The following is a 23,803-nucleotide window of genomic DNA, read 5'->3' on the forward strand; positions in this document are numbered from 1 at the left end:
ACGTATGTGTTGTATCTGTATGTGTAGCGACCATCACGTTCGCGGACGCCTGGAGGAAGCTTCTTTTTTTTCTTGGATTTCTTAACAATGTTATCCATATTGTTCTCCTCCTTGTCGCAGTTTGAACTATGTATTATTTTTCTGTGTTGCGCTCCATCAGTTGAATGAACAATTCTAGATCCTCTTCAGAAAGAGACATAACCGCCTTGATGGCTCTCTTTCTATTTTCGCTCAATCCATCGGTCAGTGAATCGATCGTTAACTCAATTTGTTTTGGAGGTTCTGCGAATAACAGTTGGTCGATGTCGGTTTCCAATACATCCGCTATCAACTGCACTTTCCCCATCCGCGGCTCATTTTTACCGCTCTCCCAGTACCCAACCATTGCTCCAGATACCCCGACTCTCTTTCCTAATTCTTCCTTGGTCAACCCCTTTAATTCCCTAAAACGTTTTAAATTATTTGAGAAATATATTGTCTTCACTAAACACACTCCCAATCTAATTCTTTAGATAAATAATAACACTATATATCTTGTTTTACCAGAAAAAATCTAAATTATACTTTGGAATTTTTGATTTTGCGTTGACATCAAAGTTAAACTTAATTATCATAGGTTTAGGTCAAAGGAGGTGATCGACAAAATGATTGCTACAGAAAAGACCGCAGAGACCAAATCATTAAGGGAATGGAGGTTTTTGAGGGATCTCCCCAAAAGTGCGGTTGCCAAGGGCATAGGCGTCCATCCATCGACATATGACCGGATGGAGAAAAATCCCCTGAGTATTTCTATTGCGAATGCTGTGGCCTTGGCGAGTTTTTTTGGATGCGAAGTTAAACAAATAAAATTTTTCGAGTAAAACTTAAGTTTAACTTTAATAGTCTTCAACGCTTAAGTTTTATTCGGAGAGGAGGGAATCAAAATGGAACATATTCCGCACATTTTAACCCTCAAGCAAGCGGCATATCACTTGGGTCTGAGTGAGATTACGTTAAAAAGAAGAATATACGCCAAACAGCTTAAGGCATATAAGGATGGCGGATATTGGAAAATCAAGCGCGAATGGCTTGATGAGTATCAGAACAACCTCATTTCAAAAACGGATGAGGAGGCAAATGCCATTGGAATTTGACCAAGCCCATGAGCAGTACAGCATTCGAACCGCCTTACACGCATGTTTAGATGCCGGAGCCGATCCGGAGCTAATGCAGCAGTTGGTTGACCTATTCCGGCACCGTTGGATGGACAACCCAGAAATGCGACGGTATGTAGACGACATGGAGGTAAGGTATATCACATTGTTGTAAAGGGGTTTCCAAGCCAGTAATACCTTTGAAAGGAGCGACGCAATGAATCAACTGCAAGTCTTTAATTTTACCGGAAGCGAAGTAAGAGTAGTTATTCATGACGGCCGCCCGTGGTGGGTGGCAAAGGATGTCTGCCAGGCTATCGACATCGACCAGAGTCAAACCAGACGCCTTGATGATGATGAAAAGGGGTTGCGTTTAATACAAACCCCTGGGGGATCTCAAGAAGTACTCACCGTAAACGAGCCCGGCCTTTACTCTCTTATTCTCGGCAGTAGGAAGCCGGAGGCGAAAAGTTTTAAACGGTGGATTACGCACGAGGTTTTGCCGGCGATCCGAACAACAGGGATGTACGCGGCTGATGAGCTGCTGGACAACCCAGATCTACTGATTGAGGCAGCAACCCGGCTAAAAGAGGAACGAGCCGCGCGGCGAGCACTTGAGGCGAAGATCGAGAAGGACCGACCGAAAGTCATTTACGCCGAGTCGGTGGAGGTTTCCGAAAATACGATCCTGATCGGTGAGCTCGCAAAACTCCTGAAGCAAAACGGGATAGATATAGGTCAGAATCGGCTGTTCAAGATTCTTCGGAGTGAGGGTTACCTGGGAGTCCGCGGTGAGTATTGGAACATGCCGACCCAGCGATCGATGGATCTCGCTTTGTTCGAGATTAAGACCCGGACAATCAATAATCCGGACGGAAGCACACGGACAACACGAACGACCAAAGTAACAGGCAAAGGTCAAATCTATTTTATCAACAAATTCAAAGGAGCGATGAAACCATGATGTCGAGAAAACAACGTATCCGTATTTGCGGAAATCTGCTTCAGTTGATCGAGACAGCACCATCCATGCGCGTCCGCAATATGTACATCCTTCAATACCGGGCGACAGCATCCCGGATAAACGAAAAACAGCCTACCGGATCCTACCCCGGCAGACTGTCAGTAGCTTTATAAACATTATTACGGTCATCATACATCGAATCGAGGTGTTTTGCAATCATGAAGACGAATTTACCAGAGAAAGAGGATGTCACTGTAGTGTCCCTCTGTGCAAACAAGGAGTGTCGGAAACCGATCCTTCACGGGCATCCGGCGGTTAAAGTCGGAAAGTCTCTTTGCTGTAATTTCAGTTGCGCTAGTCAGCATATGTACGCCAACAAATAGTGTAAGCGGGTGGTGAAATGGACGGCTGGATCAAACTCCACCGAAAAGTAATGGAAAATCCAATCGTTTGTAAGGATGGTGACCACCTTGCTGTGTGGATGTATTTGCTGCTCAATGCGACGCATAAAGAGGTTCCAGCGGTGTTCATGGGCCAGAGAATTTCTCTACAACCCGGGCAGTTAATCACCGGCAGAAAGGTCATTTCGGATAAATTTAATATCTCAGAAAGTAAGGTGCAACGAATACTGAAATCGTTCGAAAATGAACGGCAGATTGAACAACAAAACGGCAATAAAAACCGCTTGATATCGGTGATTTCATGGCCTGAATACCAAGAGTGTGAACAACAAGACGAACAACAACTGAACAACAAACGAACAACAACTGAACAACAAGTGAACACAAACAAGAATGTAAAGAATGTTAAGAACTTAAGAACAAAAGAAGATATAAAACCATTGTGTGATTCGCCTCCGGCAGAACCACACGTTGATTCTTATCATCCTGACTTTGAACGATTCTGGAAAGTCTTCCCGACAAGACGCCGGAAGGACAAGGCAAAGGCCTTCGCAACTTGGAAAAAGAAAGTCAAGCAAGCCGAGAGAGAAGCACTCATCCAATGCACAATCCTTTATTCTCAAGACTTCGAAACTATCGGCTTGCATTCCGAGTTTGCCAAGATGCCGACAACCTACCTCAATGCCGGAACCTATAAAGATTACCTAGGAGGCGATGAAAGTGGACCTGAAGGACTTGAACCTTCCGGAAGAGGACAAGCGGCTACTGGAGAATACGATAAATTCGGTCCACCGCCGCCCGAACCGGACGATTACATCGGCGCCTATTACGGCCATGCTTCGCGAAATGGAGGCGGCAGTGAAGGTCGAGGACGTGCTGAAGCCGGTTCGGATGACGACATCTTTGTTCGCCGATGACGAGCATGATGGGACATATTGCTGCCTCGGTTGCCGGCAGACAATCGGCCGGACATACTTTCCGCCGAATGGGAAGTGGGGCCTGAAGAAAGCCTGCGCCTGCGTCGTCGCCGAGAACGAGGCCAGAGAGAAGGAGCAGGAGCGGAAGCTGCGCCGGGCCAAGATGGAGCGGATCTATGCTAAGTCAATCATGAACGAAGCTCTCCAGAAGGCGACATTCCACAACTTTATCCAGCGCCCTGGAACGGAAGCGGTTTGCAAGGCATCGGCGGATTTCGTTCGTAGCTTCGAAGGTCGAACAACCGGACTCCTGATGTATGGGAAGGCAGGAAATGGAAAAAGCCATTTGGCCGCATCCATCAATCACGAACTGAACCGACGCGGATGGGTATGCCTCTTCTTGGATGTTCCGCAGTTGTTCAACCTGGCGAAGGACACGAACCGGAAGGACTCCAAGACAAGCCTCACGGACATTATCTCCGGCGCCATTGCAGCGGATCTCCTCACACTGGACGAGTTGGGCAGCGGCTACCTGACGGAATATGAGTTCAACGACATTTTGTTCCCGATCATCAACGGACGGCAGGGCAAGCCGACGAACTTCACGACAAACCTGGACCTGGGCCGGCTGGCTAACTGGTTTGAGAAAGACAAGAACGGCGCGCCTCTGGATACTGACGGACGGATCTACGACCGAATCCTTGGGAGCACGGACATTTACGAGAATCAAGGCACTTCGAAACGTCGCGAAGATGCGATAAAGCGCGCGAACGGAGGGAGACAGTGAATGAAATGCTCAGTACCTTCTTGCCGGCTTGAGGCTACAGCAACATGGGCGACCGTACCTGTATGTGCTCATTGTCGGGGAATCATCAAGCAAGAGCAAAAGGAATATTATGCCGGGAAAATCGCAGAGCATGAACGGCGCCGGTACATCCGAATTCGATATATGACCCCATTCTGGGGCAGCATCCGAAAGGAGTTGGACCGACTTGCAGGATACCACACAGCCTCTTAACCATCAGCAGGTCCAGCAGACCGGTCTCCCTGTTTGCATTCCGTGGGAACGCCAAATCAACGGAGCATGGGCGCGTGGCGGTGACTGGAAGCCTAATAAGCCAGTTGGAGAAATCTTGCTTAACCCGGCGCGCTGCGCCGCACTCGGGGCACCAGTAAAGCAAGGCGAAGAACCTGCAGGCTATCTCTACAGTGCGAAGATCAAAACGCCGTATCGCTATACACCTCATTTTTCACGGCGACACGATGAACTGGATTGGTCGAACGCCCTGCCGGTCGAGCTGATAGCCAGGGACGCCGGACCCCGGAAATGACGCTGGTATGTCTCCGGTGCGCAGCTGACATGATCGAGATACAACCGGACATACACCGGTGCCCGGCATGCAGCTGGGAAGCCGAACAACTCAGAATACCTGGAGGTGATCAGAATGGAGCATCAGACCTTTTGGAAACCAGAACGGCAGGAGAAGCCGAAGAAGACCAATGGGATCGGCCGGGGCCGGAAGGAACGGAAGCAGCTGCCGGAGTGGAAACGGAATCTCTTCCCGGACCATCAGCCAGGCAAGAGCAGCGCGGACCGAGCGGTATTCCCGCAGAAGGTCGTCGCGGAGCTGATTGCCGAAGCAGGCGGACTCTGCCGGTGCTGTAGATCACGGCCGGACACCACGACTCACCACGTTTACCCAAGAGGCCGAAAAGGAAGAGGGGTCAAGACGAACGGCCTGCGTCTTTGTGGAATCTGTCACGACATGATCCAGACGGATGAAGAACTGCTGCAGGAGTGGATCAGCATCTTCCGGGACCTGTACGGAGACCACTTTTGGTTCGATGACCAAGATTGGGAAGAGTACAACCGCAAGGCATCCATTCAGGCAGAGGCTGAGCGCGAGCAGGATGCCCGGAGACGGGAGATTGAGCCTGTAGCCGACTTAGTGTCTACCGCCGCCGGGCGACCGCTGAGAGCGAAAGAATTACGGCTCATAGAGTCTTTCGACCGTAAGACCTTGGATGTGTTCGCTGGTATGATGCGGGACGCGCTGAACGGATACGCCGCCGGCGGACATTACCGTCCGGTGGATAGGTTCGAGGACTGACTTATCAACAATTTTATACACATAACAACGGGAGTTGGTGGCAAATGAACTGGAAAGCAGCCACTCGTGAGGAGTTATATACCGTCCTTCAGGACGAATTTGCCCGCCCATGGGAACGACAGGAGGCCGAGGAGGAGATCCTGCGACGCTGCCGCCCCGCTTGGGTCCGGGTACAGCACAAGATCAAGGAGGTACCTGCAAGGTGATTAAACTACCAACGTATGCCGGTCACATGGGAGGGAAACCGGGCGATCGTGCAGGCGAAGGAACTGGCGTAACCAATAAGAGAGGATGAATAACTATGAAAAAATATGTACTCACCGAAACCACTAAGGAATGGATGGGCATTACACTCTATCAGATCAAAGCTGTACGTGATATCCCGGAACAGGATATCGAAGAAGGCGAGCTGGGTGGCTGGATCGCATCCGAGAAGAACCTGGATCAAGACGGCGACGCTTGGGTCTCCGGCGACGCTCGGGTCTACGGCAACGCTCAGGTCTACGGCAACGCTCGGGTCTACGGCGACGCTCAGGTCTCCGACAACGCTTGGGTCTACGGCAACGCTCAGGTCTACGGCAACGCTCGGGTCTACGGCGACGCTCAGGTCTACGGCAACGCTCGGGTCTACGGCAACGCTCAGGTCTACGGCGACGCTCAGGTCTCCGACAACGCTTGGGTCTCCGGCGACGCTTGGGTCTCCGGCGACGCTCGGGTCTACGGCAACGCTCAGGTCTACGGCGACGCTCGGGTCTACGGCGACGCTGGGGTCTACGGCAACGCTCGGGTCTACGGCAACGCTCGGGTCTACGGCGACGCTCAGGTCTCCGACAACGCTTGGGTCTCCGGCGACGCTCAGGTCTCCGGCGACGCTCGGGTCGAGAGTCGGAAGCATATCTTCTGGGCATCGTCGGTCGGCTCTGAGGGCGGTACTCTGACAGCATACACGATCAAGACAGGAGAGATCGAAGTGACGCGCGGCTGCTTCCGAGGAACGGTCGAAGAGTTTGAAACGGCGGTACGCAATCGGCACGACGGCAGTCGGTACGGCGAAGAGTATCTGGTGATGATTGAGTATATCAAGCTCAGATTCCGGGAAGTCACGGTGACGGAAGTAGACGAACCTGAATCCGAAGATGACAGAGAAGCGATATAAACCGGGGCAAGTAGCCTGGGTAATCCGTGTAAATAAGGCAGCAACAGTTGTTTTAAGGGACAAGGAGGGATAGACACCCATGAATCAGATCATGCTCGACATACCGCAATATGGTCCTTGGATGCGGGTACAAAAAGCTGATGACTCCTGTCGGCAGTTGGCGGACCGGCATTACAGTCGTCAGACGGTTGGAGCATTGCAGTTTACACGGCCCGGCGACAACCTGGTTTTACGGACTCCGCTCGGAAATGCCTTTTGGGTGACATGGCGCGGTATCCGCGACGATGGACTGGACGCATGGGAATGCACTCATTTCCGGAACGAGGCACCGAGCATGTATCTCAGTTCGAATATGATCCGCGCAGCTGTCGCGGCCACGCTGGCCGAGTGGGGACCGCCTCCACCGGACGGAATTATCACCTATGTTGACGCGGATAAGGTGCGTAGCAGAAACCCCGGCTGCTGCTTCAAGGCAGCGGGGTTCCGGAGAATCGGACAGAGCAAACGGCGTGGGTTGGTGCTTCTTCAATACTTGGAGGGATAGACACCCTCACCCATTTACAATATATCGGGCTTGGCCCGAAAAAAGGGAGCGATAACAATGAGCGAAATGGAGCAGACAATCGAAAAATTAAAAGGTCTTGCACGCGATTCGTGGTCTGGAGAAGAAGGAGAACGTAGAGCAGAAAGACTTGAAAAATATTTAAGAGCGAAATTGATTGAATACTCTGAAGCGCTGAACACACCTCAAGAAGAAATTCTGAGAGCGTGGGAAAAGAAAAGGGACTACAGCGCCATTAATTATTATCAGGAATGCAATCAACCGTCAATCCAACCTGGAAAGGTAAGGGTTTTTGAATCGGTCGGAGATATGCTGCAGGCGATAGGAGAGAAGAAATTCAGATGCCCAGCTTGTGGAGGAATATCAACAGATCCATATCAATGCGACAGTGGAAAAAAGGTTAAAAAGAAGACTTGTGATTGGAAAGTATACGGTTTTCTCGGAGATTTAGGCAAAGGAATTCATGTGTTCTGCAAGGATAAAATGCGAGGTGAAACCATCTTTATGCCAGTGTCTTGGGAGAGTAGCAGCGTCACAGTCGAAAGCTGATCATTGGCCGTCAGGCCTCCGAATCGACCGAATCACCTAGCGACAGCGGAGGCCGAATCAATCATAGATCGGGCATAGGCCCAAAGGGAGGATACACATGAGCAGGTTCAAAGTTTCGACGCAAAATAAGATAGATCAACATATCAAAGAATTATTACGACCTAAGTTAATTGTTGGAGCAATATATCAATTCCGTGGACACGCTTATGACCCTATAGTTGAGCGGAAAGTCTTGTCCGTGGATGAAAGAACAGTCACCTATCAGAAGCCAACTGGTCCAGCAACATGCTCAATAAGCACGTTTCAAAGGTTATACGAAAGTCACGGAGTCGGAATGGTGAGGGGAGAGGTACAGTCATGAGCAGAGAGATTAAATTCCGGGCGTGGCTGAAAAAGGAACGCCGAATGCTCGATAAGGTAAATCTGACATTCCCAGGCGCCGAAATGGTGATCCAGTGGTACGACAGCCTGGACGACTATTACGCCGGTTCGCTTTCTGATTGCGGCGAACGTGATGTGGAAGTCATGCAATACACCGGCCTGAAAGACCGTAACGGACGGGAGATTTATGAGGGCGACATACTGCGTGACCGTGCATCACACGACGAAATCTATTACTACAAGGTAATATGGTCAAAATCAAATGCCTGCTTCTACTTTCAAGACTACTTCGCAGACCATGAACGATTCGGAGGAGAAGATATTGAATGGTCGCAGACCGAAGCAATCGGCAACATCTACGAAAACCCAGAACTATTAGGAGAGGCGGAGAAAGCAGAATGAGCAACGGATATATCGCTCATGGATCACTGCCGGGGTTGTCGGAGTTAGTCAAGAAAATGGGGGATAAGCCAGTGACCGAAGGAAAAGTTACCTTAACGCCGGAGCGGATCGCGGAGATCAAACGAGAAATGGACGAATGGGACGAAGCGGTTAAGAAACACACAGATTGGAAAGTAAGTGCCGGACAGTGGCCAGAATGGTTGCGTGACTCTCTGGATGCTCTGGTTGAGGCACAGCAGACCATAGCCCGGCTGACCGATGCACTGGTGTTTTACAAGGAACGGAATCATTATATGCCTACGATCGAGCATGTAACCGGCACGATGTTTTCCGAAGTTGATGTGGATTGCGGCGCTCGTGCCCGGGATGCCCTTGGTGAGGGAGATAGCAATTCATGCACCCACAAAAACATTCGCAGAACAGGAGACATTTTGGTCTTATCGGATGGTTGTGAGATTGGCATAGCGATTTGTAAAGATTGCGGCAAGGAAGTTCCTGAGAAGGAGGATGAGTCATGACACAGACGGACAAACCAAAGCTTGATCTTAATAATCTGGATCATCAATTAATCGTAGCGGCGATGGCAAATATGGCTGAAAAGGGAATGACGCCGCATCAGATATTTGAACTGCTGGAGGACATCAAACGGCAAACATTTCATTCCCTTGCGGAGCTTAGAAGGGAGGCTCAGTCATGACACAGATACCAAAACCACCGATTGGCCTTCGACCACGTTTCGTATGGGAATACGAGCGGATTAAAGAAATATCGGCAGCAATCAGACGGTGTGCTTCGGCTAATCACAATATTCCAACCGATTGGATTGAAGAATACAACGAGCTGATTGATCGGCAACGGGAGGCAATCAGATGACACAGATACCAACAGACCAGGAGATTAACCGGGCGCTGGCGGAGTTGATGGGGTACAGTCTGCACAAGACAGCTGGTAACTATTACGTGGTCGAAGACAAAGGCGGGAGTCCAGCGACATACTATTACGGCACAGCGGACATAGCATGGTCCAAGGCTCCAGATTACTGCAATAACCCTGCCGCCTCTCTGGAGGTACAGGCAGCAGCTATTGCCAAGGATGCAGAACTATACGTGACGAGACTATTTGAAGTCGTGCGCGGAGAATTATCTGCACTTTATACAGACCTTGAGGCTGCCGACATGCTCACCGCCACCCCCAGAGAGCGGGCTATGGCAGCGTGGATGACATTAAAGACTGATACGGCCTCCGGCTCTGCCTGAGCGTATTCGGTCGATACGATGGCGCTGACGCGCAAATAACGAAGGAGTGACTGAGAACATGAAAGCATATCACGTTCGAGATAAGGAGAACTCTGGAGAAGAGGCATACCATGAAATTGTTTTTGCCGAATCTCATTCACAGGCCAAATACAAAAGCGAAGCGTATAGCGATGGAGTTCCTTGGACTGATATTTCGGCTGCACGCAAACCTGAATTCGATCAATATTCTGAATCCGGTGTAGTGCCGAGGAGTGCATATATAGAGGATGGATGGTATTTTGATTGCGATCAGTGCGGAGGCGGACTCACGGGCAGAAATTACATTGACGGAAAGACTGTCTGCGACTCGTGCCTAGAAGAGATTGAACGGCCGAAGGCCACCGGAACGACCGAATAAACCTAGCGACAGCGAGGGCCGGATCAGGTGATCTTGCTCCTATATAACAGGAGGGATACACAGAGTGAAATTGATAGCGAAATGCTTCACATGTGGAAAGGAATACGACATCGGTAAATGGTCAGCCCACAAGAACGGAGTACGCTGTGATGCACCTGGTTGTGATGGTTTCGTCATCAGTCCATCTGGTAAGGTGCAATTCAAAATCGAGGGAGAAATAGAACCAGGAGAGCCAACACTGCAACTGGTTGAGGAAGGAGATAACCAATGACACTCACAAGGGAAGAGATACTGGCGATGGAACCGGGGCGGCTGCTGGAAGCTAAAGTCGCTGAGCTGGTAATGGGCCTGGATATGGTCGAAGGACAACTGCCGCACCTGCCGAGGTATTTCCTGTCAGACTACGAAAAGACGATCCACCGCGACGTTCCGCTGTACTCTTCAGACATATCCGCAGCATGGGAAGTAGTAGAACATATGAAGTCAAAAAATTGGGAATTTATTATTGCTTCAGAAGACGAAAAAATAGACGTTACCTTTTATTGGGACGTACATCGGATGGAAGGCGCTGTGTTCGTCGGAACAGCTCCTCAAGCCATATGTAAAGCTGCTCTATTAGCAGTACTTAACTTATAAGTGGGGGTAAGAGATATGAGCACAGTAAATTATCAATTATCAGATGCTGCTGGTCTGAGCAACATCATAAATAAATCGCTTCACGCATTTCCGAAGTCCTTTATCAATAACAGCAACGAGATAATCCTCGAACCAAGAAATAACGTGTACTTCCGGTTGGAAGGTGTCAGTACAGAACTTGACTTCAAATGCAAAATGTTTGCATGGGTTTCCCGGCCGATTGCAAAGGGACTGAACAAATACTGGGCGCCGCGGGTTCTGGAAAGTTTTAATCAAGTGTTAGGGACAAGATTCACCAAGGATGAAATGTATGAAATCTATGATCGGTTAGGTAATGACGTGAATCGAAAGCTAACCGTGCAATTCATTGAATCCGGGTACGACATGGCGCTGCTGGTGCGTTAATCATGGGCCGAACGGCCTCCGAGACGACCGCACTACCCAGCGTAGCGGGGGCCGAATATTATCCAGGGGAGGATACAAGCAATGAACAACTCCAGCCGCAAACTCAAACACAAAGAGCCGATCCGCTCCAGCTTCCCGAAGCCGATCCTGACAAAAGTCCACGGAGAGGTAACAACCCGGCAGATGACAGAAGAGGATTGGGCCAAGTACGGTCCAAAGAGCGATATCAAGCGTCATGGTAACCACTACATGGCTAGACCCAAAAAACAGAAAGGAGACATATAGCATTGATCTACGGCGATCTCTGGGCAGCTCTGGAGGATGGCGAACGGGAATTTGAGTACAAGCGCGGCGGAATCGCCCAGGTGCTTAAGTATAAGAGTGGAGGCGTAACGGTCAAATGCACCGGCCGGCAGCCGCCGACATTTATGAGGATCGAGATATTTGCAAGGTTGGTAAGCGGGGCTTGCTCCCTGACGGAGTCGGACGTGAGCAAGGAATAACAAACATCCATATTAAGTTCCTCAAATCACGGCTTTATATATCGATAGTGTGACATAAATCCATGCGAGGTGATCTCTATAAATTGTTACAAATGCGGAAGAGTGTTAAATCCTTTTTGGGATAAGGTCTGTTGCGGAAGAATCCATTTTTATGAACAGCCACATAGAGGCAAGGTAATCCGTTCATCCCCTGAAATGCTCGAAGATGCGAAACGGAAAAAATCAAAGCGAAAACGCAAGAATGTCAGCGTTCCAATAAGAGAGCTTGTCTATAAACGTGACAAGAGACGCTGCTGCCGTTGTGGCAATAAGAAAAATCTGCACATCCATCACAAAATCCACGTCGAAGACGGAGGAACTAACGACCCTTCAAATTTAGAATTACTTTGCGACTTGTGCCACGCTTTAGAACACGAAGGTGAACCTATATACAACTTAATGATCAAATCTTCCTTTTGGGAATACGAAGATGCGATAAATTTGTAAAAGGGCTGGTGCGAATGAAGGATATGGCTCTGATTGCTAGTTACAGGGAGACCAAGAAACAGCTTAATAAAGCAATCGCCTTATTGGATAAGCAGCTCGAACCAATGAAGGAAGAATTAAAAGGGACGAAGGACAAGCAGGAACGCGCCATGATTCGAGAACGAATGAGCCCGATCAAAGCGGAACGAAACGCGCTTACGGCGAGCGTCAGCGACCTGGATTACTCTATCGAATGGATGGACACCGGATATCCGCCGGGATGGCGCCGGCCGATGGAACGCCGCAGCATACACCAACGGACGAAGGTTTGGGACCCTCAATGGATGGACCATCTGACTTCATACGAATTTGAATTCGAGGTTGCGGAGATCGGAAGGCCATTAACGAGAGAACAGGAATGGATGATCGAAGATGCCCTGCGTAATCTGAGTGAAAGAGAGCGTCAATGCTACGTGCTGTATCACGCTTTCGGAATGTCGATGCAGAGCATAGCTTATGAGATGGGAGTCAAGAAAGGTTCGGTCCAAGTTATGCTGAACAGGGCAGACTTGAAGATCGAATACAACAAGGCGAATAACCTGTTCCTGCTGTGCATGTGATTTTTTGTCTTACGCTTGCCACCTATATATAGGAGATACCTATTAACGGAAACTCTCTTATTACACTCCACTCTTGCATAAGGGTTCATCTCTTCCCCTTGTTGCCGTGACCGCAGCGGTTAAAGAGTGGATCGCGGAGGCAAGCCGGCCGCCTCAGTAAGAGCCGGTACATATCATACTCATATTCCCAAACGCTTGGGATTTTCAGAGGGTCGCCAATATGGCGGCTCTTTTTATCTTGAAGGAAAGGACGGTGGCTGCATTGATATTCCAAATTGAGTTTTTCAAAAGACTGATGGAAAAGTACATACCCGGACGGATTCCTCAATATGGGCAGTTCAGGATCAGTAGCCGATTCACCGCTATTCTGGATCGAGTGCTAGGACCACAGGGCGGAGGCAACAATCCCGGCCCTTCACCAGAACGTGTATTGATTGCGGCAACAAGAGGTAATCCGTATGCGCAGGGAACGGCCGGAACGATTGCGACATCTGATGTGGGTACGACATACCGGGTCAAGCACACGACACCATCTGGCATTAAATGGGTGACAGGGGCCACGGCGGATGGCACACATCCGAACTATGGGACATGGCACCAAGCGATCGCCCTGAGAGTGGATAAGGAAGGCTACACCTCGTTCCAGATATGGGACCTGATGCAGCGCCTAGGGCCGTTCATGGGCTTAGGAAAGAGAGAACCATTCAAGGGAGATATGATCTTCTTGGATGGCAGGCAGGTGGATGCAGATGCCCCTTAAAAAGTTCTGCAGGAAGGCGGGATGCTCCAACCTAACGGATGGAGAGGGATACTGCCCAGCGCACCAAGGCGAGGAACGAAGCTACGACAAGGACAGAGGAACGGCCGCGCAGCGGGGATACAATCGAGACTGGCAGCGGGCGCGTGTTCACTTCCTGCAGCAGCATCCGCTGTGCGCCGACTGCGAGCGTAGAGGTAAGGTCGCCGTAGCCAACGTAGTGGACCATATCATCCCGCACAAGGGAGACCCAGCGCTGTTCTGGGACCGCGGTAACTGGCAGGCGCTGTGCACGCCATGCCACAGCCGAAAGACCGTGCAGCAGGACGGCGGGTTCGGAAATCCGCTGAGGGGGAGGGGGGGTTAAATCCTTCCGAGGGCCTCCATTGAAGACCGCCGCCCCCTTTATTCGCGCAAAAACTCGTTTTTTGAAATTTTTAGTGTATTTGGAGGTGAGCCCGGATGGGCAGGAACGCAAAACCGGTATCCCTGCACATCGCCCAGGGCAATCCGAACCGACTGACAAAAGAGCAGTTGCAGCAGCGGCAAGAAGCCGAGGTGAAGCTGGGAAAAACTGAACTCGACAAGCTGAAACCGCCGGCCTTCGTAAAGAATGACGTGATCGCCTTCACGCATTGGAAACAGTGCTTGAAGGAATATAAAGCCGCGGCTGCGCAGGATATCAACCTGCTGACGAGTTCGGACGTTGGCTTGTTGGCGATGTATTGCAAGACCTATGCCGAGTACGAACGGCTGCAAAAGTCATATCAAACCATCGACAAGGTGGCCTATGACAGCGAACAGCTGGATGAATATATCGAGGACAGCGACGAATTCGATACCCGGGTGAAGCGTCAGCTCCGCAGCATGATTGCAGTCGACGGCCTGCTGCGGATCGAGACGGCCATCAATAAGAAAATGGACATGCTGCTCAAAATGCAGGACCGCTTATTCCTCAATCCGCTCGCCAAGGTCAAGAATGTGCCGAAGCCGCAGAAGAAGGAAGAGGCGCCGAGCCGTTTCGGAAGATTCGGAGGGGGCCGAGGTGGCTAACCCGCAAATCTATCCTTACAACACGGTGGCCGAACTGGACAGGGTAACGGCATATGCGCAGGAAGTGGTTTCCGGCCGAATTGTGGCCGGCAAGACGCAGCGCCAGGCCTGCGAGCGACATCTTAGAGACCTTGCCCGGCAGGGGACGAAGAACTTCCCTTATGTCTTCGATCCGGACCGCGCCCATGAGATCATCGAATTTGCCGAATCACTGACACTGGCCGAAGGAGAGGAGCCCGAACCACTCCGGCTGTGGGGCTTTCAGGACTTCATTTTCGGGAGTTGGAACGGCTGGCTGACCATGGACGGTTACCGCAGATTCCGCACCTCCTATGTGCAGGTGGGGCGGCAAAACGGGAAATCCCTCGGGAACGCGGTGCCGTCGCTGTATTACGGTAACTTCGATGGGTACAACTACCCGCAGGTGTACTGTACGGCAACCAAAGAGCTGCAGGCCCGCATCGTCCTGAAAGAATGCGTCAAGTTTATCAATGCGGACCCAGAACTTGCCGGATCAAAGTACGAGGCCGGCTTATTCACGGTCAAGGATTACGCCAGCAAAATCCTTTGCAACCTGACGCACGGCGAGATTCGGGCGCTCGGGCGGGATACAAACAGCATCGACGGTTTCCGTCCCTATTTTGCGTCGGTCGATGAGTATCACAAGCACAAGGACAATCAGATGTACAAGCTGCTGTCCGACGGCCAGAAGAAGCTGCGGCAGTGTTTGACCTCGGTCATTACGACGGCCGGCTTTGACATTAATTCGCCGTGCTATGAGCTTTACGAATACTGCAAGCTGATCCTCAGCGGAGCCCACGAGGACGAAACACAGTTCGTATTCATCTGCGAGCTGGACAAGGATGACGATATCTGGGATGAGGCGAACTGGCCGAAGGCGAACCCGCTCTGGACCGATCAGACGCTGGACAGCCTGCGGGCGGATGCGCTCAAGGCCCAGCAGATGCAGGGCGAAGAACTTCGGAACTTTATGACCAAGTCCCTGAATATCTGGGTGCAGTTTGCGGATACGCAGTACATGAACATGGAGCACTGGAAAGCCTGCGCTTCGGATACAACGCTGGAGGATATGGCGGGCCGGGAATGCTATCTGGGCCTCGACCTTTCATCTGGCGGCGACTTGACCTCCGGGAACCTCGAATTTCCGCTGGACATAGACGGACAGCGCAAGTATTACATTGACTCACATAGCTGGATTCCGGCGGCGCGGGTGGCTGAACACGTCAAATCAGACAATGCGCCTTATGACATGTGGATTCGAGAGGGCCTGCTGACCCCTACAGAGACGATGGGCGGCGTCAAGACGGACTATAAATACATCCTGACCTATTACCGGAACCTGATCAAAAAACATAATTTGAAGCTCAAAGGCATCGCTTATGACCCTCATAATGCGGATGCCTTTTTGTCTGACCTGGAAGAATTCGGCGTGCCATTGGTGGAAATCGTCCAATCGGCGCGCAGCCTGAATGATGCGACGGTCGATTTCCGGCTGGAAGTCGAGGCGGGCAATGTGATCTATGACCGGCGCAATAAGCTGCTGACCTGGTCCATGGCGAACGCCAAGACGGTCAGCAACAGCTTCGGTGAGATCAAGATTGACAAGGACCCGAAGGCGAAGACCAAACGGATTGACCCGGTCGATGCGGTAATCGACAGCCACAAGCTGACCCTGTCTATGGCGGCCAAGGCCAAACGATCAGCTTATGAAACGTGGGGAGTGAGACAACTTTGAAGGATGGAAAGGCGGAGGAAACCCTTCGGGAATTGCTGCTGGTGGCCGGCTTCGGGGCGCTGGTAACGGGCCTATGGATGATTCATCCGCCGGCAGCATTGATTATTGGCGGCGGCCTGCTCATTTGGGTCGGATTGCCGAAAAGGAGGGATGAGTGATGGGGATTATATCGCGGGTCGTCAGCGGTAAGCGGGCTTACTCGCTGGAAGACTTCGACCGTTCGATGTTCTTTCGCTCACGGGGGCACACCCTGTCTGGAGTGAGTGTAACGGAGGAGTCGGCCATGCGGTTCATCACCGTCTTTTCCTGCATCCGGGTACTGGCGGAGGGGGTCGGCGCGCTGCCGCTGCATGTCTACCGGCGGCGAGCGGGCGGCAAGGGAAAGGACCGGGCGGAAGATCACCCTACCTTCGCCCTGCTGCACGATGCGCCGAACAACGAAATGACCTCGCAGGCCTGGCGAGAAAGCCAGGTTGGGCAGCTCGCCAGCAGCGGGAATTGTTATTCGGTGATCTCGCTCAACCGGCGTGGCCAGGTCGCGGAGATTTATCCGGTCGCCTGGTATAACTGCCGGCCAGTCCGCAACCTGCAGACGAACCTGCTGGAGTACGAGTTGAACGACCGCGGGAAGATCGAGAAGCTGCCGGCCGAGCGTATCCTGCACATTCCGGGATTCGGCTTTGACGGCATCGTCGGGTACTCCCCGATCCGGATGGCAGCGGAGGCGGTCGGCCTGGGCATGGCCGCGTCAGAGTTTACATCCCGCTTTTACGGCCAGGGAATGAACATCGGCAGCGCCATCGAGTTTCCGAATGCCATGTCTCCGGAGGCATACGAACGCTTGAGAGCCTGGATTAACGAGACAGGTCCGGGTCTGGCGAACTCCTGGAAGCCGATCATCTTAGAGGACGGCGGGAAATTCAGCCGTTTCCCTCTGACCTTCGTCGATGCTCAGTTTATCGAAACGCGCAAAATGAACCGAGATGAAATCTGCGGATTGTTCCGGGTGCCTCCGCACATGATTGCCAATCTGGAGCGCAGCACGAACAACAATATCGAGCATCAGAGTATTGAATTCGTGATGCACACCCTGATGCCGTACCTGACCCGGATCGAACAGGCCTGCAACCTGAAGCTGTTCACGCCGGAAGAGCGGGCTCAGGGGTACTACGTCAAGTTTAACGTTTCCGGCCTGCTGCGCGGCGACTACAAGAGCCGGCAGGAAGGACTCAACATCCAGCGCCAAAACGGCATTATCAACGCCGACGAATGGCGCGAGATGGAGGAAATGAACCCGATTGAAGACGGCAGCGGCGAAGCCTATCTCGTGAACGGCAACATGATCCCGATCGAGGACGCCGACAGCCTGAATGATCCAGCCGGGGAAGGGGGTGAGAATACAGATGTCACAAGTTCAAATCAAAGGGGTAATCGTCGCCAATGATGACCTTTGGATTTACGAATGGTTTGAAATGGAGGCGACTTCTCCGAACAAGGTAGCCGAGGAAATTGCCGCGGCGAACGGCGAGGAACTTGAGATTTACATCAATTCTCCGGGCGGTGACGTGTTTGCCGGTTCCGAAATCTATTCGATGCTCAAGGAGTACAAGGGAAGCACCACCGGAAAAATTGTCGGGATTGCTGCAAGCGCCGCTTCGGTAGCTGCGATGGGCATTAAGAACCTGCTCATTGCGCCGACAGCGCAGATCATGATTCACAACGTTTCGTCCATGGCGGCGGGGGATTACCGGACCATGCAGCACGAATCCGAAGTGCTGAAGAACTGGAACACCTCCATCGCCAACGCCTATGCCTTAAAAAGCGGAGTCTCGACGGACGAACTGCTGCGGATGATGAATAAAGAGACCTGGCTGACTGCGCAGCAGGCCCTTGAACAGAAATTCGTGGACGGCATCCTGTTTGATGAGGAGCGAACGCTGTCCTTTGCGGCGGCAGCCGGCGGACGGGGACTGCTGCCGCGGCCGGTCATCGACAAGGTCCGGAACGAATTGCTAGCAGCCAGAAAACCAGTTCCACCCCCTGAAGCAGAGCGGACGCCTAAGGCACCGCTTTCTTTGTATGAGAAAATCAAAGCCCACAACGAAAGGAAGTATGTATAAATGAATCTTCAACAACTGCTGCAGGCCCGTGCGGCCAAGATTGACCGTCAAGGCGAAATGCTGAACAAGGCGAAGACCGAAGCCCGGGACCTCACGAACGAAGAGGAAACGGAATTCGACGGCCTGGAAGCGGAGATTGCGGAGCTGGACAACAAGATCAAGGTTGCCCAGAAGCGTGATGAGCGCCTGGAAAACCACGAAGCGCGCATGCGCGATCTGGATAACAGCAGTGAGCGTCCTTACCGCAACCCTGTACCCGGCCCGGCTCCGTCGGACAAGAAAGAGAATTACGGCTTCTCGTCCTTCGGCGAATTCGTGGATGCGGTGCGGTTCGGCGACAACAAAGGCCGGCTGCGTGCTATCCGCAATGATTTCTCCATGGGGAGCGGCACAGAAGGCGGATTCGCAGTCCCGGAACAATTCCGTGAAGAGATCCTGCAGCTGATGGCTGAACAGTCCGTTGTCCGCCCGCGTGCGCAGGTCATCCCTCCGGGAACACCGCCGGATGCCAAGATCACCATCCCGTCCTTTGTCCAAGGCGCGAACGGCGCATACGGCGGGGCGACAGTCTCCTGGATCGCAGAAGGCGGCGCCAAGCCGAAGACCTCCGCAGAGCTCGGCGAAATCACGCTGGAGCCGTACGAAGTAGCCGCGCACGTTATCGTGACGGACAAGCTGCTGCGTAACTGGAGCGCTGCTTCTGCGTTCATCCGTAACCTGCTTTCTCAAGCGATGGTAGCGGCGGAAGACACGGCGTTCCTGAAGGGCGATGGAACAGGCAAGCCTACCGGTGTTATTCCGGCCGCGGGCCGCGTCCTCATCAACCGGGCTACCGCAAGCAAGATCAGCTACCTTGACCTGGTCGCCATGCGTGCGCGCTTCCTGCCGAATTCGCTGGAGAATGCCATCTGGGTTGTGGCGCAAAGCGCCCTGCCGCAGATCATGACGCTGCAGGACCCGAACGGCAATTATATCTTCATCAACGGCGATGCGTCGAAAGGTATCCCGGCCACACTGATGGGCATTCCGATCCGCTTCACGGGCAAGACTGGCCCGCTCGGCCAAGTCGGTGATGTGTCGCTGCTGGATCTGTCCTACTACCTGATCAAGGACGGCTCCGGTCCGTTTATCCAGGCCTCCGAGCATGTCGAATTCGTCAACAACAAGACGGTCATCAAGTGCTTTTGGAACGTGGACGGCAAGCCGTGGGTAGCGACTCCGCTGAAGCTGGAAGACGGCGTGACAACGGCGAGCCCGTATGTCGTGCTGGGTGCTCCGTCTGTATAATCTGAGCCCTTCGGGGCTCTTATACCATTTGAGAGGAGATGAATCATCGTGGCGAAGAAGACCTATCACGTTATCGCTGATTTCACCGACGCGGTGACCGGCGAGGAAGTCAAGGCCGGCAGCCTGTACGAAGCCGACGAGAAGCGCCTGCCGAAGCTGCTGGAAGCGGAAGTCATCGGCGACGAGGCGACCAAGGCAGATATTGACGCGGCAAAGAAGGCCGGTGAGGGCGATGCTGACGAGTCTTAATCGGGCGCGTTCCATGATGTCCGGGGTGGACGAATCTACCCCGGATTTTGTATTGGAATCCGCGCTCGAAGCGGCCAGTATCGCCATTGAGCGGGTTTGCGGCCGCAAATTTGCGCAGCAGACGCATAAGCAGTGCCTGAACGGTTCCGGCACCCGGCTCCTGCGGCTCCGAAACTTTCCCGTGCATTCCGTGGCAGGGGTCAAGGTTTGCGGCAAGGACCTGGCGGAGACGGATTATGTGATCGAGCCGGATAACGGCATGCTGTTTAAGGCTTCGTTTTGGCCGTCTGGCGAGCGCAATATCGAGGTTGAGTATTTGGCTGGGTATATCCTGCCGAGCGACGCAGACGGCGCCCCAGCCCCCACACTGCCCCGGAATTACGAGCTGGCCTGCATCCTCTATGCCCAAACCCTTCTGCAGCAGACGCCAGGCGTGGCATCGGAGCGGGTTGGCGATATATCCGTTACGTATGAGACGGCGACTGCTGGAGAGCTTCCGTCTGCGGTCGCTGCACTTATCCGATTGTGAGGTGATAGTTCATGGCGAGATCACGTGCCCGGCGTGCCGGTGTTCAGGTCACTGGCGAAGATATTCTTTCTGAGCTGGTCGCCAGGCTACGGCCGCTTACCCATAAGAAGGTCCGTATCGGCATGCAAGGCGACGCCGAACTGGCGATGATCGCCGGTGTCCATGAATACGGGTCGGTGAAGATGAACATTCCTGCCCGCTCCTTTATTGGCTCGGGTAAGAAGAAAGGGCAAACACCGATCGGCAAGCTGGTCCGCGGCAGCGTCGGAGAGATCGCCCGCGGTCGCAAGCAAGTGGACGAGCTGATGCAGGAAATCGGCGAGACCGGATTAGACCGGATGGTTAAGAACTTTGACCGCATCCGTCAGCCTCCGCTCTCGGCCCGGTATGCCCAGGTCAAGCGCGGACCGAACAAACTGCTTCAGCGGGATGAGGACCTGCGTGATAGCCTGACATTTGATGTTGTACCAAGGAGTGAATAACGATGCGGCGTTTTGGCTTTGCTGGCGTTCTCCGCAAATACGAGCAGCCTTATGATATCGTCCGGATGGCTGGCGGAAGCCGTAATGATGATGGCGATTGGATACCAGCCACCCCGGAGCGGGTGACGTACCGGGGAAGCGTTCAGCCGATCAGCGCCCGCCTTCGGGCGGCGGAAGGCGGTATGTACACGGAGACGGACCGCATGCTGTACACGACGGCCCAGCACTCTACCGGCGATCTGGTCGATGTGGCCGGCGTGCAGTACAAGGTGGACGAGACGACGGAGCGGAGTTATAGCGACGTCAATCAATACCTGCTCCGGAAGGTGGTCGCCAATGCTCCCGTTTAAACAGATCCGATTGACCATCGCCCGCGGGCTTAAAGCGGCAGCCGGCGTCCCGGCCATCCCCCTGAATGATAACGGTGATATTCCGAAAGGATCATTCCTGACCTATTCTTTCAGCGAATTTGGGGACACGGACGACGCCCGGCCGATCATCACCCAGGAGGGCGATAAAAGCATTCGCAGCAAGGCTGTGACGTTCACCGTTTCTGTCCTATCCTACGCCGATTCGGTAGATGATAGCGTCGAAAACGCCATGAAGGCGCAGGACTGGTTCAAAGTGGCTGGCGCAGAGCAGTTGCGAGACACGTTGGATGTCGTCGTTGTCCGTGTCGGATCCGTCGAGAACCGGGATATCAATATTGGCGAGGAATGGGAACGCCGGCAGGGCTTTGAAGTCGACCTCCGGGCAACGGATGTGGTCGAATCTACCCTGAATTGGATTGAAACAGCACCAATTACAAAGGAGTGATTATTTTGGCAGGATTGAGTGACGTTACCGTTACAATATCGGTTGCAACACCGACGCCGATTCTTGGATTCGGCAAACCGCTTATCATCGGGACATCAGCGGCAGGTAAAGAGTATAAGTCTTATTCGGACTTGGCGGGCGTAGCAACTGACTATGCAACCGGCACCGAGGAGTACAAGGCCGCGAAGGCCGTTTTCGCGCAGAAGAATCCGCCTGCAGAGATCGCCATCGCCCAGCGCAAGACGGGTGCACCGGCGGATACGGTAGAAGGATTTATGGCGGCCATGCTGCTTAAGGACTGGCATTTCCTGATCCAGACGAGCGCAGCCGTGGCGGACATTACGGACGTGGCGGACATCATCGAGGCGGACAAGTCTCGTCAGTACATTGCCCGATCGGCTACACTGGCTGACCTTGCGACGATTAAGGCCGAGGGATACGAGCGAACAGCGGTCATCTATCATGAGGACATCGCCAATTATCCGGATGCTGCTTGGGTGGGTGCTGTCGGCAGCCTGCCGGTCGGAAGCGTGACCTGGAAGGACTGGACGCTGATCGGCATTGACCCGTTGGACCTGACGGCTTCGGAGCTGGCTGCCATCCATGCGGCCGGAGCCAATACTTACGTAACCAAGGCGGGGCGTAACGTCACCAGTGAGGGCAAGACAGTGTCCGGCTCTTATATTGACCTGGTGCATAGCCAGGATTACGTCGTGTTTAGCATCCAAAATGCTGTTCAGACGTTATTCGGCTCCGTACAGGATCAACGGCAAAAGGTGCCATATGACAATACCGGCATTGCCATGATCGAGGGCCAAGTGCGAACAGTGCTGCAACGCGCGTTTAAAAACGGAATGATCGCCACGGACGACGACGGGCAGCCGCAGTTTACGACGACATTCCCGCGCGCTTCCGAGGTCGATGCTGCGGACAAGGCAGCACGGCGGTATCCGGATGGTAAATTCAGCTTTGTGCTGGCCGGTGCGATTCACAGTGCGTCCATTACCGGCACTATTACATTCGAGTAAGGAGGGCTAATAAGTGGCTGAAGCAAGAACGTATGATGCTAATGACATTACGGTAACAGTCGACGGCGTTTATCTCACTGGATTTAGCGAGGACTTGGTGACCGTTGCCAAGGATGAGGACAATATCTCCGTCAAGGTGGGCGCGCAGGGTGATGTCATTGTCAACAAGGTCAATAATCCATTAGGGACGATCACCATCACGCTGCAGGCGACAAGCCCACAAGTCCCGTTTCTGGATAAGTTGGCCCGAACCGGACAAAAGGTCCCGGTGATCGTCACTAACAATGGCGAACCTAAAGAGATCGGTACGGCGACCGAGGCCATTATCAAAAAGCCGGCAGATCGGGAATACGGCGCTGAAGCGGGCGACCGCAGCTACGAATTCCAGTGCCTTGACCTGGACATCGCTTAAAAAACGGAAAATCGAGAGGAGAATGAAACGTGGCAACTAATACTCAGAAGAAGGTAAAGACTAAATCCGGCAAGGAATATCTCCTGCAGCATCCCGGAGTACGTAATGTAAGCAAAATCACGGACCGGATCAAGAATAAATTCGGAGTTCCATCCGGTGAAAAGCTGGCGATTGAGATGCTGACACACGTTGTTGTTGAACCGAAGCTGACTATCGACTCGTTTGAATCATATAAAGAATTGGATGACATTGTTACTCGCGCGTTTGCGTTTGTGACAGAAAATGAAGACCTGCTTGACGACGCAGATGATGTTGACGAAGGCTGAAGCGAAGCTACGGGCCCGGGAGAGATGGAATTATTGGCGCCTCCTGTTGTCTGATATGGGGATCACTTACCGCGACCTGCTGGAGATGGATGATGACGATGTTGCCGAGGCCAACGCAGCTCTGGATATC

41 protein-coding genes (1 of these 41 only partly in view) are annotated in these 23,803 nt (G+C 52.7%); 39 read left to right on the forward strand and 2 right to left on the reverse strand.

Features of this window, described 5'->3' with window-relative positions:
* Both PSTEL_RS00435 and PSTEL_RS00440 read right to left on the reverse strand, forming a co-directional pair.
* Positions 1-98, reverse strand: partial view of a tyrosine-type recombinase/integrase gene (locus PSTEL_RS00435; RefSeq protein WP_038692879.1) — the 5' end (the start) only. The gene continues 1,159 nt to the left of window position 1, outside the view; the window shows 98 of its 1,257 coding nt (coding positions 1-98); it begins with the start codon at positions 96-98; its stop codon lies off the left edge, out of view.
* Positions 99-133: 35 nt separating this feature from the next.
* Entirely contained in the window at positions 134-484 is a 351-nt protein-coding gene (locus PSTEL_RS00440; protein ID WP_038692880.1) for a helix-turn-helix transcriptional regulator, read from the reverse strand.
* Between the two features lie 160 nt (positions 485-644).
* Between PSTEL_RS00440 and PSTEL_RS00445 the strand changes: the two genes are divergently transcribed.
* From PSTEL_RS00445 to PSTEL_RS00645, 39 genes are all read left to right on the forward strand, one after another.
* Positions 645-860, forward strand: a complete 216-nt coding sequence (locus tag PSTEL_RS00445) for a helix-turn-helix domain-containing protein (protein ID WP_038692881.1) — start codon at positions 645-647, stop codon at positions 858-860.
* A gap of 63 nt (positions 861-923) precedes the next feature.
* Positions 924-1,133, forward strand: a complete 210-nt coding sequence (locus PSTEL_RS00450; protein WP_038692882.1) for a helix-turn-helix domain-containing protein — start codon at positions 924-926, stop codon at positions 1,131-1,133.
* 217 nt (positions 1,134-1,350) lie between these two features.
* The gene (locus PSTEL_RS00460) at positions 1,351-2,097 is read left to right on the forward strand and encodes a phage antirepressor KilAC domain-containing protein (protein WP_038692884.1); all 747 of its coding nucleotides are present in this window, start codon (positions 1,351-1,353) and stop codon (positions 2,095-2,097) included.
* A 400-nt stretch (positions 2,098-2,497) separates the two neighbouring features.
* The gene (locus tag PSTEL_RS28235; protein WP_245625041.1) at positions 2,498-3,415 is read left to right on the forward strand and encodes an LvrA C-terminal domain-related protein; all 918 of its coding nucleotides are present in this window, start codon (positions 2,498-2,500) and stop codon (positions 3,413-3,415) included.
* On the forward strand, positions 3,390-4,202 hold the full coding sequence (locus PSTEL_RS28240) for an ATP-binding protein (protein WP_281176775.1): 813 nt from the start codon (positions 3,390-3,392) through the stop codon (positions 4,200-4,202). The genes PSTEL_RS28235 and PSTEL_RS28240 overlap by 26 nt, the downstream gene beginning before the upstream one ends.
* Positions 4,203-4,407: 205 nt before the next feature.
* Positions 4,408-4,746, forward strand: coding sequence for a hypothetical protein (locus tag PSTEL_RS00475; protein ID WP_038692886.1), 339 nt, complete (start codon positions 4,408-4,410; stop codon positions 4,744-4,746).
* A 114-nt stretch (positions 4,747-4,860) separates the two neighbouring features.
* Positions 4,861-5,526 (forward strand): HNH endonuclease, encoded by a 666-nt coding sequence (locus PSTEL_RS00480; protein ID WP_052098088.1) that lies wholly within the window; start codon positions 4,861-4,863, stop codon positions 5,524-5,526.
* Positions 5,527-5,827: 301 nt separating this feature from the next.
* Entirely contained in the window at positions 5,828-6,682 is an 855-nt protein-coding gene (locus tag PSTEL_RS00485) for a hypothetical protein (RefSeq protein WP_038692887.1), read from the forward strand.
* 79 nt (positions 6,683-6,761) lie between these two features.
* Positions 6,762-7,226, forward strand: a complete 465-nt coding sequence (locus PSTEL_RS00490) for a hypothetical protein (protein ID WP_052098089.1) — start codon at positions 6,762-6,764, stop codon at positions 7,224-7,226.
* Positions 7,227-7,283: 57 nt separating this feature from the next.
* Positions 7,284-7,793 (forward strand): hypothetical protein, encoded by a 510-nt coding sequence (locus PSTEL_RS00495; RefSeq protein ID WP_038692888.1) that lies wholly within the window; start codon positions 7,284-7,286, stop codon positions 7,791-7,793.
* 357 nt (positions 7,794-8,150) lie between these two features.
* On the forward strand, positions 8,151-8,576 hold the full coding sequence (locus tag PSTEL_RS25915; protein ID WP_052098090.1) for a YopX family protein: 426 nt from the start codon (positions 8,151-8,153) through the stop codon (positions 8,574-8,576).
* A complete protein-coding gene (locus PSTEL_RS00515) occupies positions 8,573-9,094 on the forward strand; it encodes a Rho GTPase-activating protein (RefSeq protein WP_038692890.1) in 522 nt (173 codons plus the stop codon). The genes PSTEL_RS25915 and PSTEL_RS00515 overlap by 4 nt, the downstream gene beginning before the upstream one ends.
* Entirely contained in the window at positions 9,091-9,273 is a 183-nt protein-coding gene (locus PSTEL_RS00520; RefSeq protein WP_038692891.1) for a hypothetical protein, read from the forward strand. The genes PSTEL_RS00515 and PSTEL_RS00520 overlap by 4 nt, the downstream gene beginning before the upstream one ends.
* A complete protein-coding gene (locus PSTEL_RS00525) occupies positions 9,270-9,449 on the forward strand; it encodes a hypothetical protein (RefSeq protein WP_038692892.1) in 180 nt (59 codons plus the stop codon). Before PSTEL_RS00520 ends, PSTEL_RS00525 begins: the two co-directional genes overlap by 4 nt.
* A complete protein-coding gene (locus PSTEL_RS00530; RefSeq protein WP_038692893.1) occupies positions 9,446-9,832 on the forward strand; it encodes a hypothetical protein in 387 nt (128 codons plus the stop codon). The genes PSTEL_RS00525 and PSTEL_RS00530 overlap by 4 nt, the downstream gene beginning before the upstream one ends.
* 58 nt (positions 9,833-9,890) lie before the next feature.
* Entirely contained in the window at positions 9,891-10,229 is a 339-nt protein-coding gene (locus PSTEL_RS00535) for a hypothetical protein (protein ID WP_052098091.1), read from the forward strand.
* Positions 10,230-10,293: 64 nt separating this feature from the next.
* Positions 10,294-10,500, forward strand: a complete 207-nt coding sequence (locus PSTEL_RS00540; RefSeq protein ID WP_038692894.1) for a hypothetical protein — start codon at positions 10,294-10,296, stop codon at positions 10,498-10,500.
* Positions 10,497-10,865, forward strand: a complete 369-nt coding sequence (locus PSTEL_RS00545; RefSeq protein WP_038692895.1) for a BC1872 family protein — start codon at positions 10,497-10,499, stop codon at positions 10,863-10,865. The genes PSTEL_RS00540 and PSTEL_RS00545 overlap by 4 nt, the downstream gene beginning before the upstream one ends.
* A gap of 15 nt (positions 10,866-10,880) precedes the next feature.
* Positions 10,881-11,270 (forward strand): hypothetical protein, encoded by a 390-nt coding sequence (locus PSTEL_RS00550; protein ID WP_052098092.1) that lies wholly within the window; start codon positions 10,881-10,883, stop codon positions 11,268-11,270.
* Positions 11,271-11,351: 81 nt separating this feature from the next.
* Positions 11,352-11,555 (forward strand): hypothetical protein, encoded by a 204-nt coding sequence (locus PSTEL_RS00555; RefSeq protein ID WP_038692896.1) that lies wholly within the window; start codon positions 11,352-11,354, stop codon positions 11,553-11,555.
* Between the two features lie 2 nt (positions 11,556-11,557).
* Positions 11,558-11,773 (forward strand): hypothetical protein, encoded by a 216-nt coding sequence (locus PSTEL_RS00560; RefSeq protein ID WP_038692897.1) that lies wholly within the window; start codon positions 11,558-11,560, stop codon positions 11,771-11,773.
* Between the two features lie 195 nt (positions 11,774-11,968).
* Positions 11,969-12,259 (forward strand): HNH endonuclease, encoded by a 291-nt coding sequence (locus PSTEL_RS28865; protein WP_084064545.1) that lies wholly within the window; start codon positions 11,969-11,971, stop codon positions 12,257-12,259.
* Positions 12,229-12,858 (forward strand): sigma factor-like helix-turn-helix DNA-binding protein, encoded by a 630-nt coding sequence (locus PSTEL_RS00570; protein ID WP_169744516.1) that lies wholly within the window; start codon positions 12,229-12,231, stop codon positions 12,856-12,858. Before PSTEL_RS28865 ends, PSTEL_RS00570 begins: the two co-directional genes overlap by 31 nt.
* 376 nt (positions 12,859-13,234) lie before the next feature.
* Positions 13,235-13,618 carry a CBM20 domain-containing protein gene (locus PSTEL_RS00575; RefSeq protein WP_169744517.1) on the forward strand — a complete coding sequence of 128 codons (384 nt, stop codon included), beginning with the start codon at positions 13,235-13,237 and terminating at the stop codon, positions 13,616-13,618.
* Positions 13,608-13,982: a DUF8602 domain-containing protein gene (locus PSTEL_RS00580; protein WP_052098093.1), complete on the forward strand. Its 375-nt coding sequence runs from the start codon at positions 13,608-13,610 to the stop codon at positions 13,980-13,982. Before PSTEL_RS00575 ends, PSTEL_RS00580 begins: the two co-directional genes overlap by 11 nt.
* A gap of 95 nt (positions 13,983-14,077) precedes the next feature.
* Positions 14,078-14,668, forward strand: coding sequence for a P27 family phage terminase small subunit (locus PSTEL_RS00585; RefSeq protein WP_038692901.1), 591 nt, complete (start codon positions 14,078-14,080; stop codon positions 14,666-14,668).
* Positions 14,669-14,702: 34 nt separating this feature from the next.
* Positions 14,703-16,424 (forward strand): terminase large subunit, encoded by a 1,722-nt coding sequence (locus tag PSTEL_RS00590; RefSeq protein WP_169744632.1) that lies wholly within the window; start codon positions 14,703-14,705, stop codon positions 16,422-16,424.
* Positions 16,421-16,582: a hypothetical protein gene (locus PSTEL_RS27825; RefSeq protein ID WP_169744518.1), complete on the forward strand. Its 162-nt coding sequence runs from the start codon at positions 16,421-16,423 to the stop codon at positions 16,580-16,582. Before PSTEL_RS00590 ends, PSTEL_RS27825 begins: the two co-directional genes overlap by 4 nt.
* A complete protein-coding gene (locus PSTEL_RS00595) occupies positions 16,582-17,868 on the forward strand; it encodes a phage portal protein (RefSeq protein ID WP_052098095.1) in 1,287 nt (428 codons plus the stop codon). Before PSTEL_RS27825 ends, PSTEL_RS00595 begins: the two co-directional genes overlap by 1 nt.
* Complete coding sequence (locus tag PSTEL_RS00600) at positions 17,828-18,544, forward strand: head maturation protease, ClpP-related (RefSeq protein ID WP_038692902.1); 717 nt, start codon at positions 17,828-17,830, stop codon at positions 18,542-18,544. Before PSTEL_RS00595 ends, PSTEL_RS00600 begins: the two co-directional genes overlap by 41 nt.
* The gene (locus tag PSTEL_RS00605; RefSeq protein ID WP_038692903.1) at positions 18,545-19,831 is read left to right on the forward strand and encodes a phage major capsid protein; all 1,287 of its coding nucleotides are present in this window, start codon (positions 18,545-18,547) and stop codon (positions 19,829-19,831) included.
* A 48-nt stretch (positions 19,832-19,879) separates the two neighbouring features.
* Positions 19,880-20,080 (forward strand): hypothetical protein, encoded by a 201-nt coding sequence (locus PSTEL_RS00610; RefSeq protein WP_038692904.1) that lies wholly within the window; start codon positions 19,880-19,882, stop codon positions 20,078-20,080.
* 16 nt (positions 20,081-20,096) lie between these two features.
* Complete coding sequence (locus PSTEL_RS00615; RefSeq protein ID WP_245625158.1) at positions 20,097-20,609, forward strand: hypothetical protein; 513 nt, start codon at positions 20,097-20,099, stop codon at positions 20,607-20,609.
* An 11-nt stretch (positions 20,610-20,620) separates the two neighbouring features.
* Positions 20,621-21,091, forward strand: coding sequence for a hypothetical protein (locus PSTEL_RS00620; protein WP_038692906.1), 471 nt, complete (start codon positions 20,621-20,623; stop codon positions 21,089-21,091).
* Between the two features lie 2 nt (positions 21,092-21,093).
* Positions 21,094-21,441, forward strand: a complete 348-nt coding sequence (locus tag PSTEL_RS00625) for a hypothetical protein (protein WP_038692907.1) — start codon at positions 21,094-21,096, stop codon at positions 21,439-21,441.
* The gene (locus PSTEL_RS00630) at positions 21,428-21,907 is read left to right on the forward strand and encodes a phage neck terminator protein (protein WP_038692908.1); all 480 of its coding nucleotides are present in this window, start codon (positions 21,428-21,430) and stop codon (positions 21,905-21,907) included. The genes PSTEL_RS00625 and PSTEL_RS00630 overlap by 14 nt, the downstream gene beginning before the upstream one ends.
* A 5-nt stretch (positions 21,908-21,912) precedes the next feature.
* On the forward strand, positions 21,913-22,935 hold the full coding sequence (locus tag PSTEL_RS00635) for a DUF3383 family protein (RefSeq protein ID WP_038692909.1): 1,023 nt from the start codon (positions 21,913-21,915) through the stop codon (positions 22,933-22,935).
* Positions 22,936-22,948: 13 nt separating this feature from the next.
* Complete coding sequence (locus tag PSTEL_RS00640) at positions 22,949-23,347, forward strand: phage structural protein (RefSeq protein WP_038692910.1); 399 nt, start codon at positions 22,949-22,951, stop codon at positions 23,345-23,347.
* A gap of 29 nt (positions 23,348-23,376) precedes the next feature.
* On the forward strand, positions 23,377-23,673 hold the full coding sequence (locus PSTEL_RS00645; RefSeq protein WP_038692911.1) for a hypothetical protein: 297 nt from the start codon (positions 23,377-23,379) through the stop codon (positions 23,671-23,673).
* The last annotated feature ends 130 nt before the right edge of the window (positions 23,674-23,803 follow it).

Source organism: Paenibacillus stellifer, from assembly GCF_000758685.1.
Lineage (GTDB): Bacteria > Bacillota > Bacilli > Paenibacillales > Paenibacillaceae > Paenibacillus_AQ > Paenibacillus_AQ stellifer.

What these genes read in the sequence shown, in the direction of transcription:
- PSTEL_RS00490 (WP_052098089.1), top strand. Translation starts at nt 6,762, where the DNA reads ATGAATCAGATCATGCTCGACATACCGCAATATGGTCCTTGGATGCGG.
- PSTEL_RS00605 (WP_038692903.1), top strand. Translation starts at nt 18,545, where the DNA reads ATGAATCTTCAACAACTGCTGCAGGCCCGTGCGGCCAAGATTGACCGT.
- PSTEL_RS00480 (WP_052098088.1), top strand. Translation starts at nt 4,861, where the DNA reads ATGGAGCATCAGACCTTTTGGAAACCAGAACGGCAGGAGAAGCCGAAG.
- PSTEL_RS00585 (WP_038692901.1), top strand. Translation starts at nt 14,078, where the DNA reads ATGGGCAGGAACGCAAAACCGGTATCCCTGCACATCGCCCAGGGCAAT.
- PSTEL_RS00595 (WP_052098095.1), top strand. Translation starts at nt 16,582, where the DNA reads ATGGGGATTATATCGCGGGTCGTCAGCGGTAAGCGGGCTTACTCGCTG.
- PSTEL_RS00525 (WP_038692892.1), top strand. Translation starts at nt 9,270, where the DNA reads ATGACACAGATACCAAAACCACCGATTGGCCTTCGACCACGTTTCGTA.
- PSTEL_RS00460 (WP_038692884.1), top strand. Translation starts at nt 1,351, where the DNA reads ATGAATCAACTGCAAGTCTTTAATTTTACCGGAAGCGAAGTAAGAGTA.
- PSTEL_RS00535 (WP_052098091.1), top strand. Translation starts at nt 9,891, where the DNA reads ATGAAAGCATATCACGTTCGAGATAAGGAGAACTCTGGAGAAGAGGCA.
- PSTEL_RS25915 (WP_052098090.1), top strand. Translation starts at nt 8,151, where the DNA reads ATGAGCAGAGAGATTAAATTCCGGGCGTGGCTGAAAAAGGAACGCCGA.
- PSTEL_RS00445 (WP_038692881.1), top strand. Translation starts at nt 645, where the DNA reads ATGATTGCTACAGAAAAGACCGCAGAGACCAAATCATTAAGGGAATGG.
- PSTEL_RS00620 (WP_038692906.1), top strand. Translation starts at nt 20,621, where the DNA reads ATGGCGAGATCACGTGCCCGGCGTGCCGGTGTTCAGGTCACTGGCGAA.
- PSTEL_RS00615 (WP_245625158.1), top strand. Translation starts at nt 20,097, where the DNA reads ATGTCCGGGGTGGACGAATCTACCCCGGATTTTGTATTGGAATCCGCG.
- PSTEL_RS00485 (WP_038692887.1), top strand. Translation starts at nt 5,828, where the DNA reads ATGAAAAAATATGTACTCACCGAAACCACTAAGGAATGGATGGGCATT.
- PSTEL_RS00625 (WP_038692907.1), top strand. Translation starts at nt 21,094, where the DNA reads ATGCGGCGTTTTGGCTTTGCTGGCGTTCTCCGCAAATACGAGCAGCCT.
- PSTEL_RS00555 (WP_038692896.1), top strand. Translation starts at nt 11,352, where the DNA reads ATGAACAACTCCAGCCGCAAACTCAAACACAAAGAGCCGATCCGCTCC.
- PSTEL_RS00450 (WP_038692882.1), top strand. Translation starts at nt 924, where the DNA reads ATGGAACATATTCCGCACATTTTAACCCTCAAGCAAGCGGCATATCAC.
- PSTEL_RS28235 (WP_245625041.1), top strand. Translation starts at nt 2,498, where the DNA reads ATGGACGGCTGGATCAAACTCCACCGAAAAGTAATGGAAAATCCAATC.
- PSTEL_RS00495 (WP_038692888.1), top strand. Translation starts at nt 7,284, where the DNA reads ATGAGCGAAATGGAGCAGACAATCGAAAAATTAAAAGGTCTTGCACGC.
- PSTEL_RS00550 (WP_052098092.1), top strand. Translation starts at nt 10,881, where the DNA reads ATGAGCACAGTAAATTATCAATTATCAGATGCTGCTGGTCTGAGCAAC.
- PSTEL_RS28240 (WP_281176775.1), top strand. Translation starts at nt 3,390, where the DNA reads ATGACGACATCTTTGTTCGCCGATGACGAGCATGATGGGACATATTGC.
- PSTEL_RS00530 (WP_038692893.1), top strand. Translation starts at nt 9,446, where the DNA reads ATGACACAGATACCAACAGACCAGGAGATTAACCGGGCGCTGGCGGAG.
- PSTEL_RS00580 (WP_052098093.1), top strand. Translation starts at nt 13,608, where the DNA reads ATGCCCCTTAAAAAGTTCTGCAGGAAGGCGGGATGCTCCAACCTAACG.
- PSTEL_RS28865 (WP_084064545.1), top strand. Translation starts at nt 11,969, where the DNA reads ATGCTCGAAGATGCGAAACGGAAAAAATCAAAGCGAAAACGCAAGAAT.
- PSTEL_RS00520 (WP_038692891.1), top strand. Translation starts at nt 9,091, where the DNA reads ATGACACAGACGGACAAACCAAAGCTTGATCTTAATAATCTGGATCAT.
- PSTEL_RS00545 (WP_038692895.1), top strand. Translation starts at nt 10,497, where the DNA reads ATGACACTCACAAGGGAAGAGATACTGGCGATGGAACCGGGGCGGCTG.
- PSTEL_RS00515 (WP_038692890.1), top strand. Translation starts at nt 8,573, where the DNA reads ATGAGCAACGGATATATCGCTCATGGATCACTGCCGGGGTTGTCGGAG.
- PSTEL_RS00630 (WP_038692908.1), top strand. Translation starts at nt 21,428, where the DNA reads ATGCTCCCGTTTAAACAGATCCGATTGACCATCGCCCGCGGGCTTAAA.
- PSTEL_RS00600 (WP_038692902.1), top strand. Translation starts at nt 17,828, where the DNA reads ATGTCACAAGTTCAAATCAAAGGGGTAATCGTCGCCAATGATGACCTT.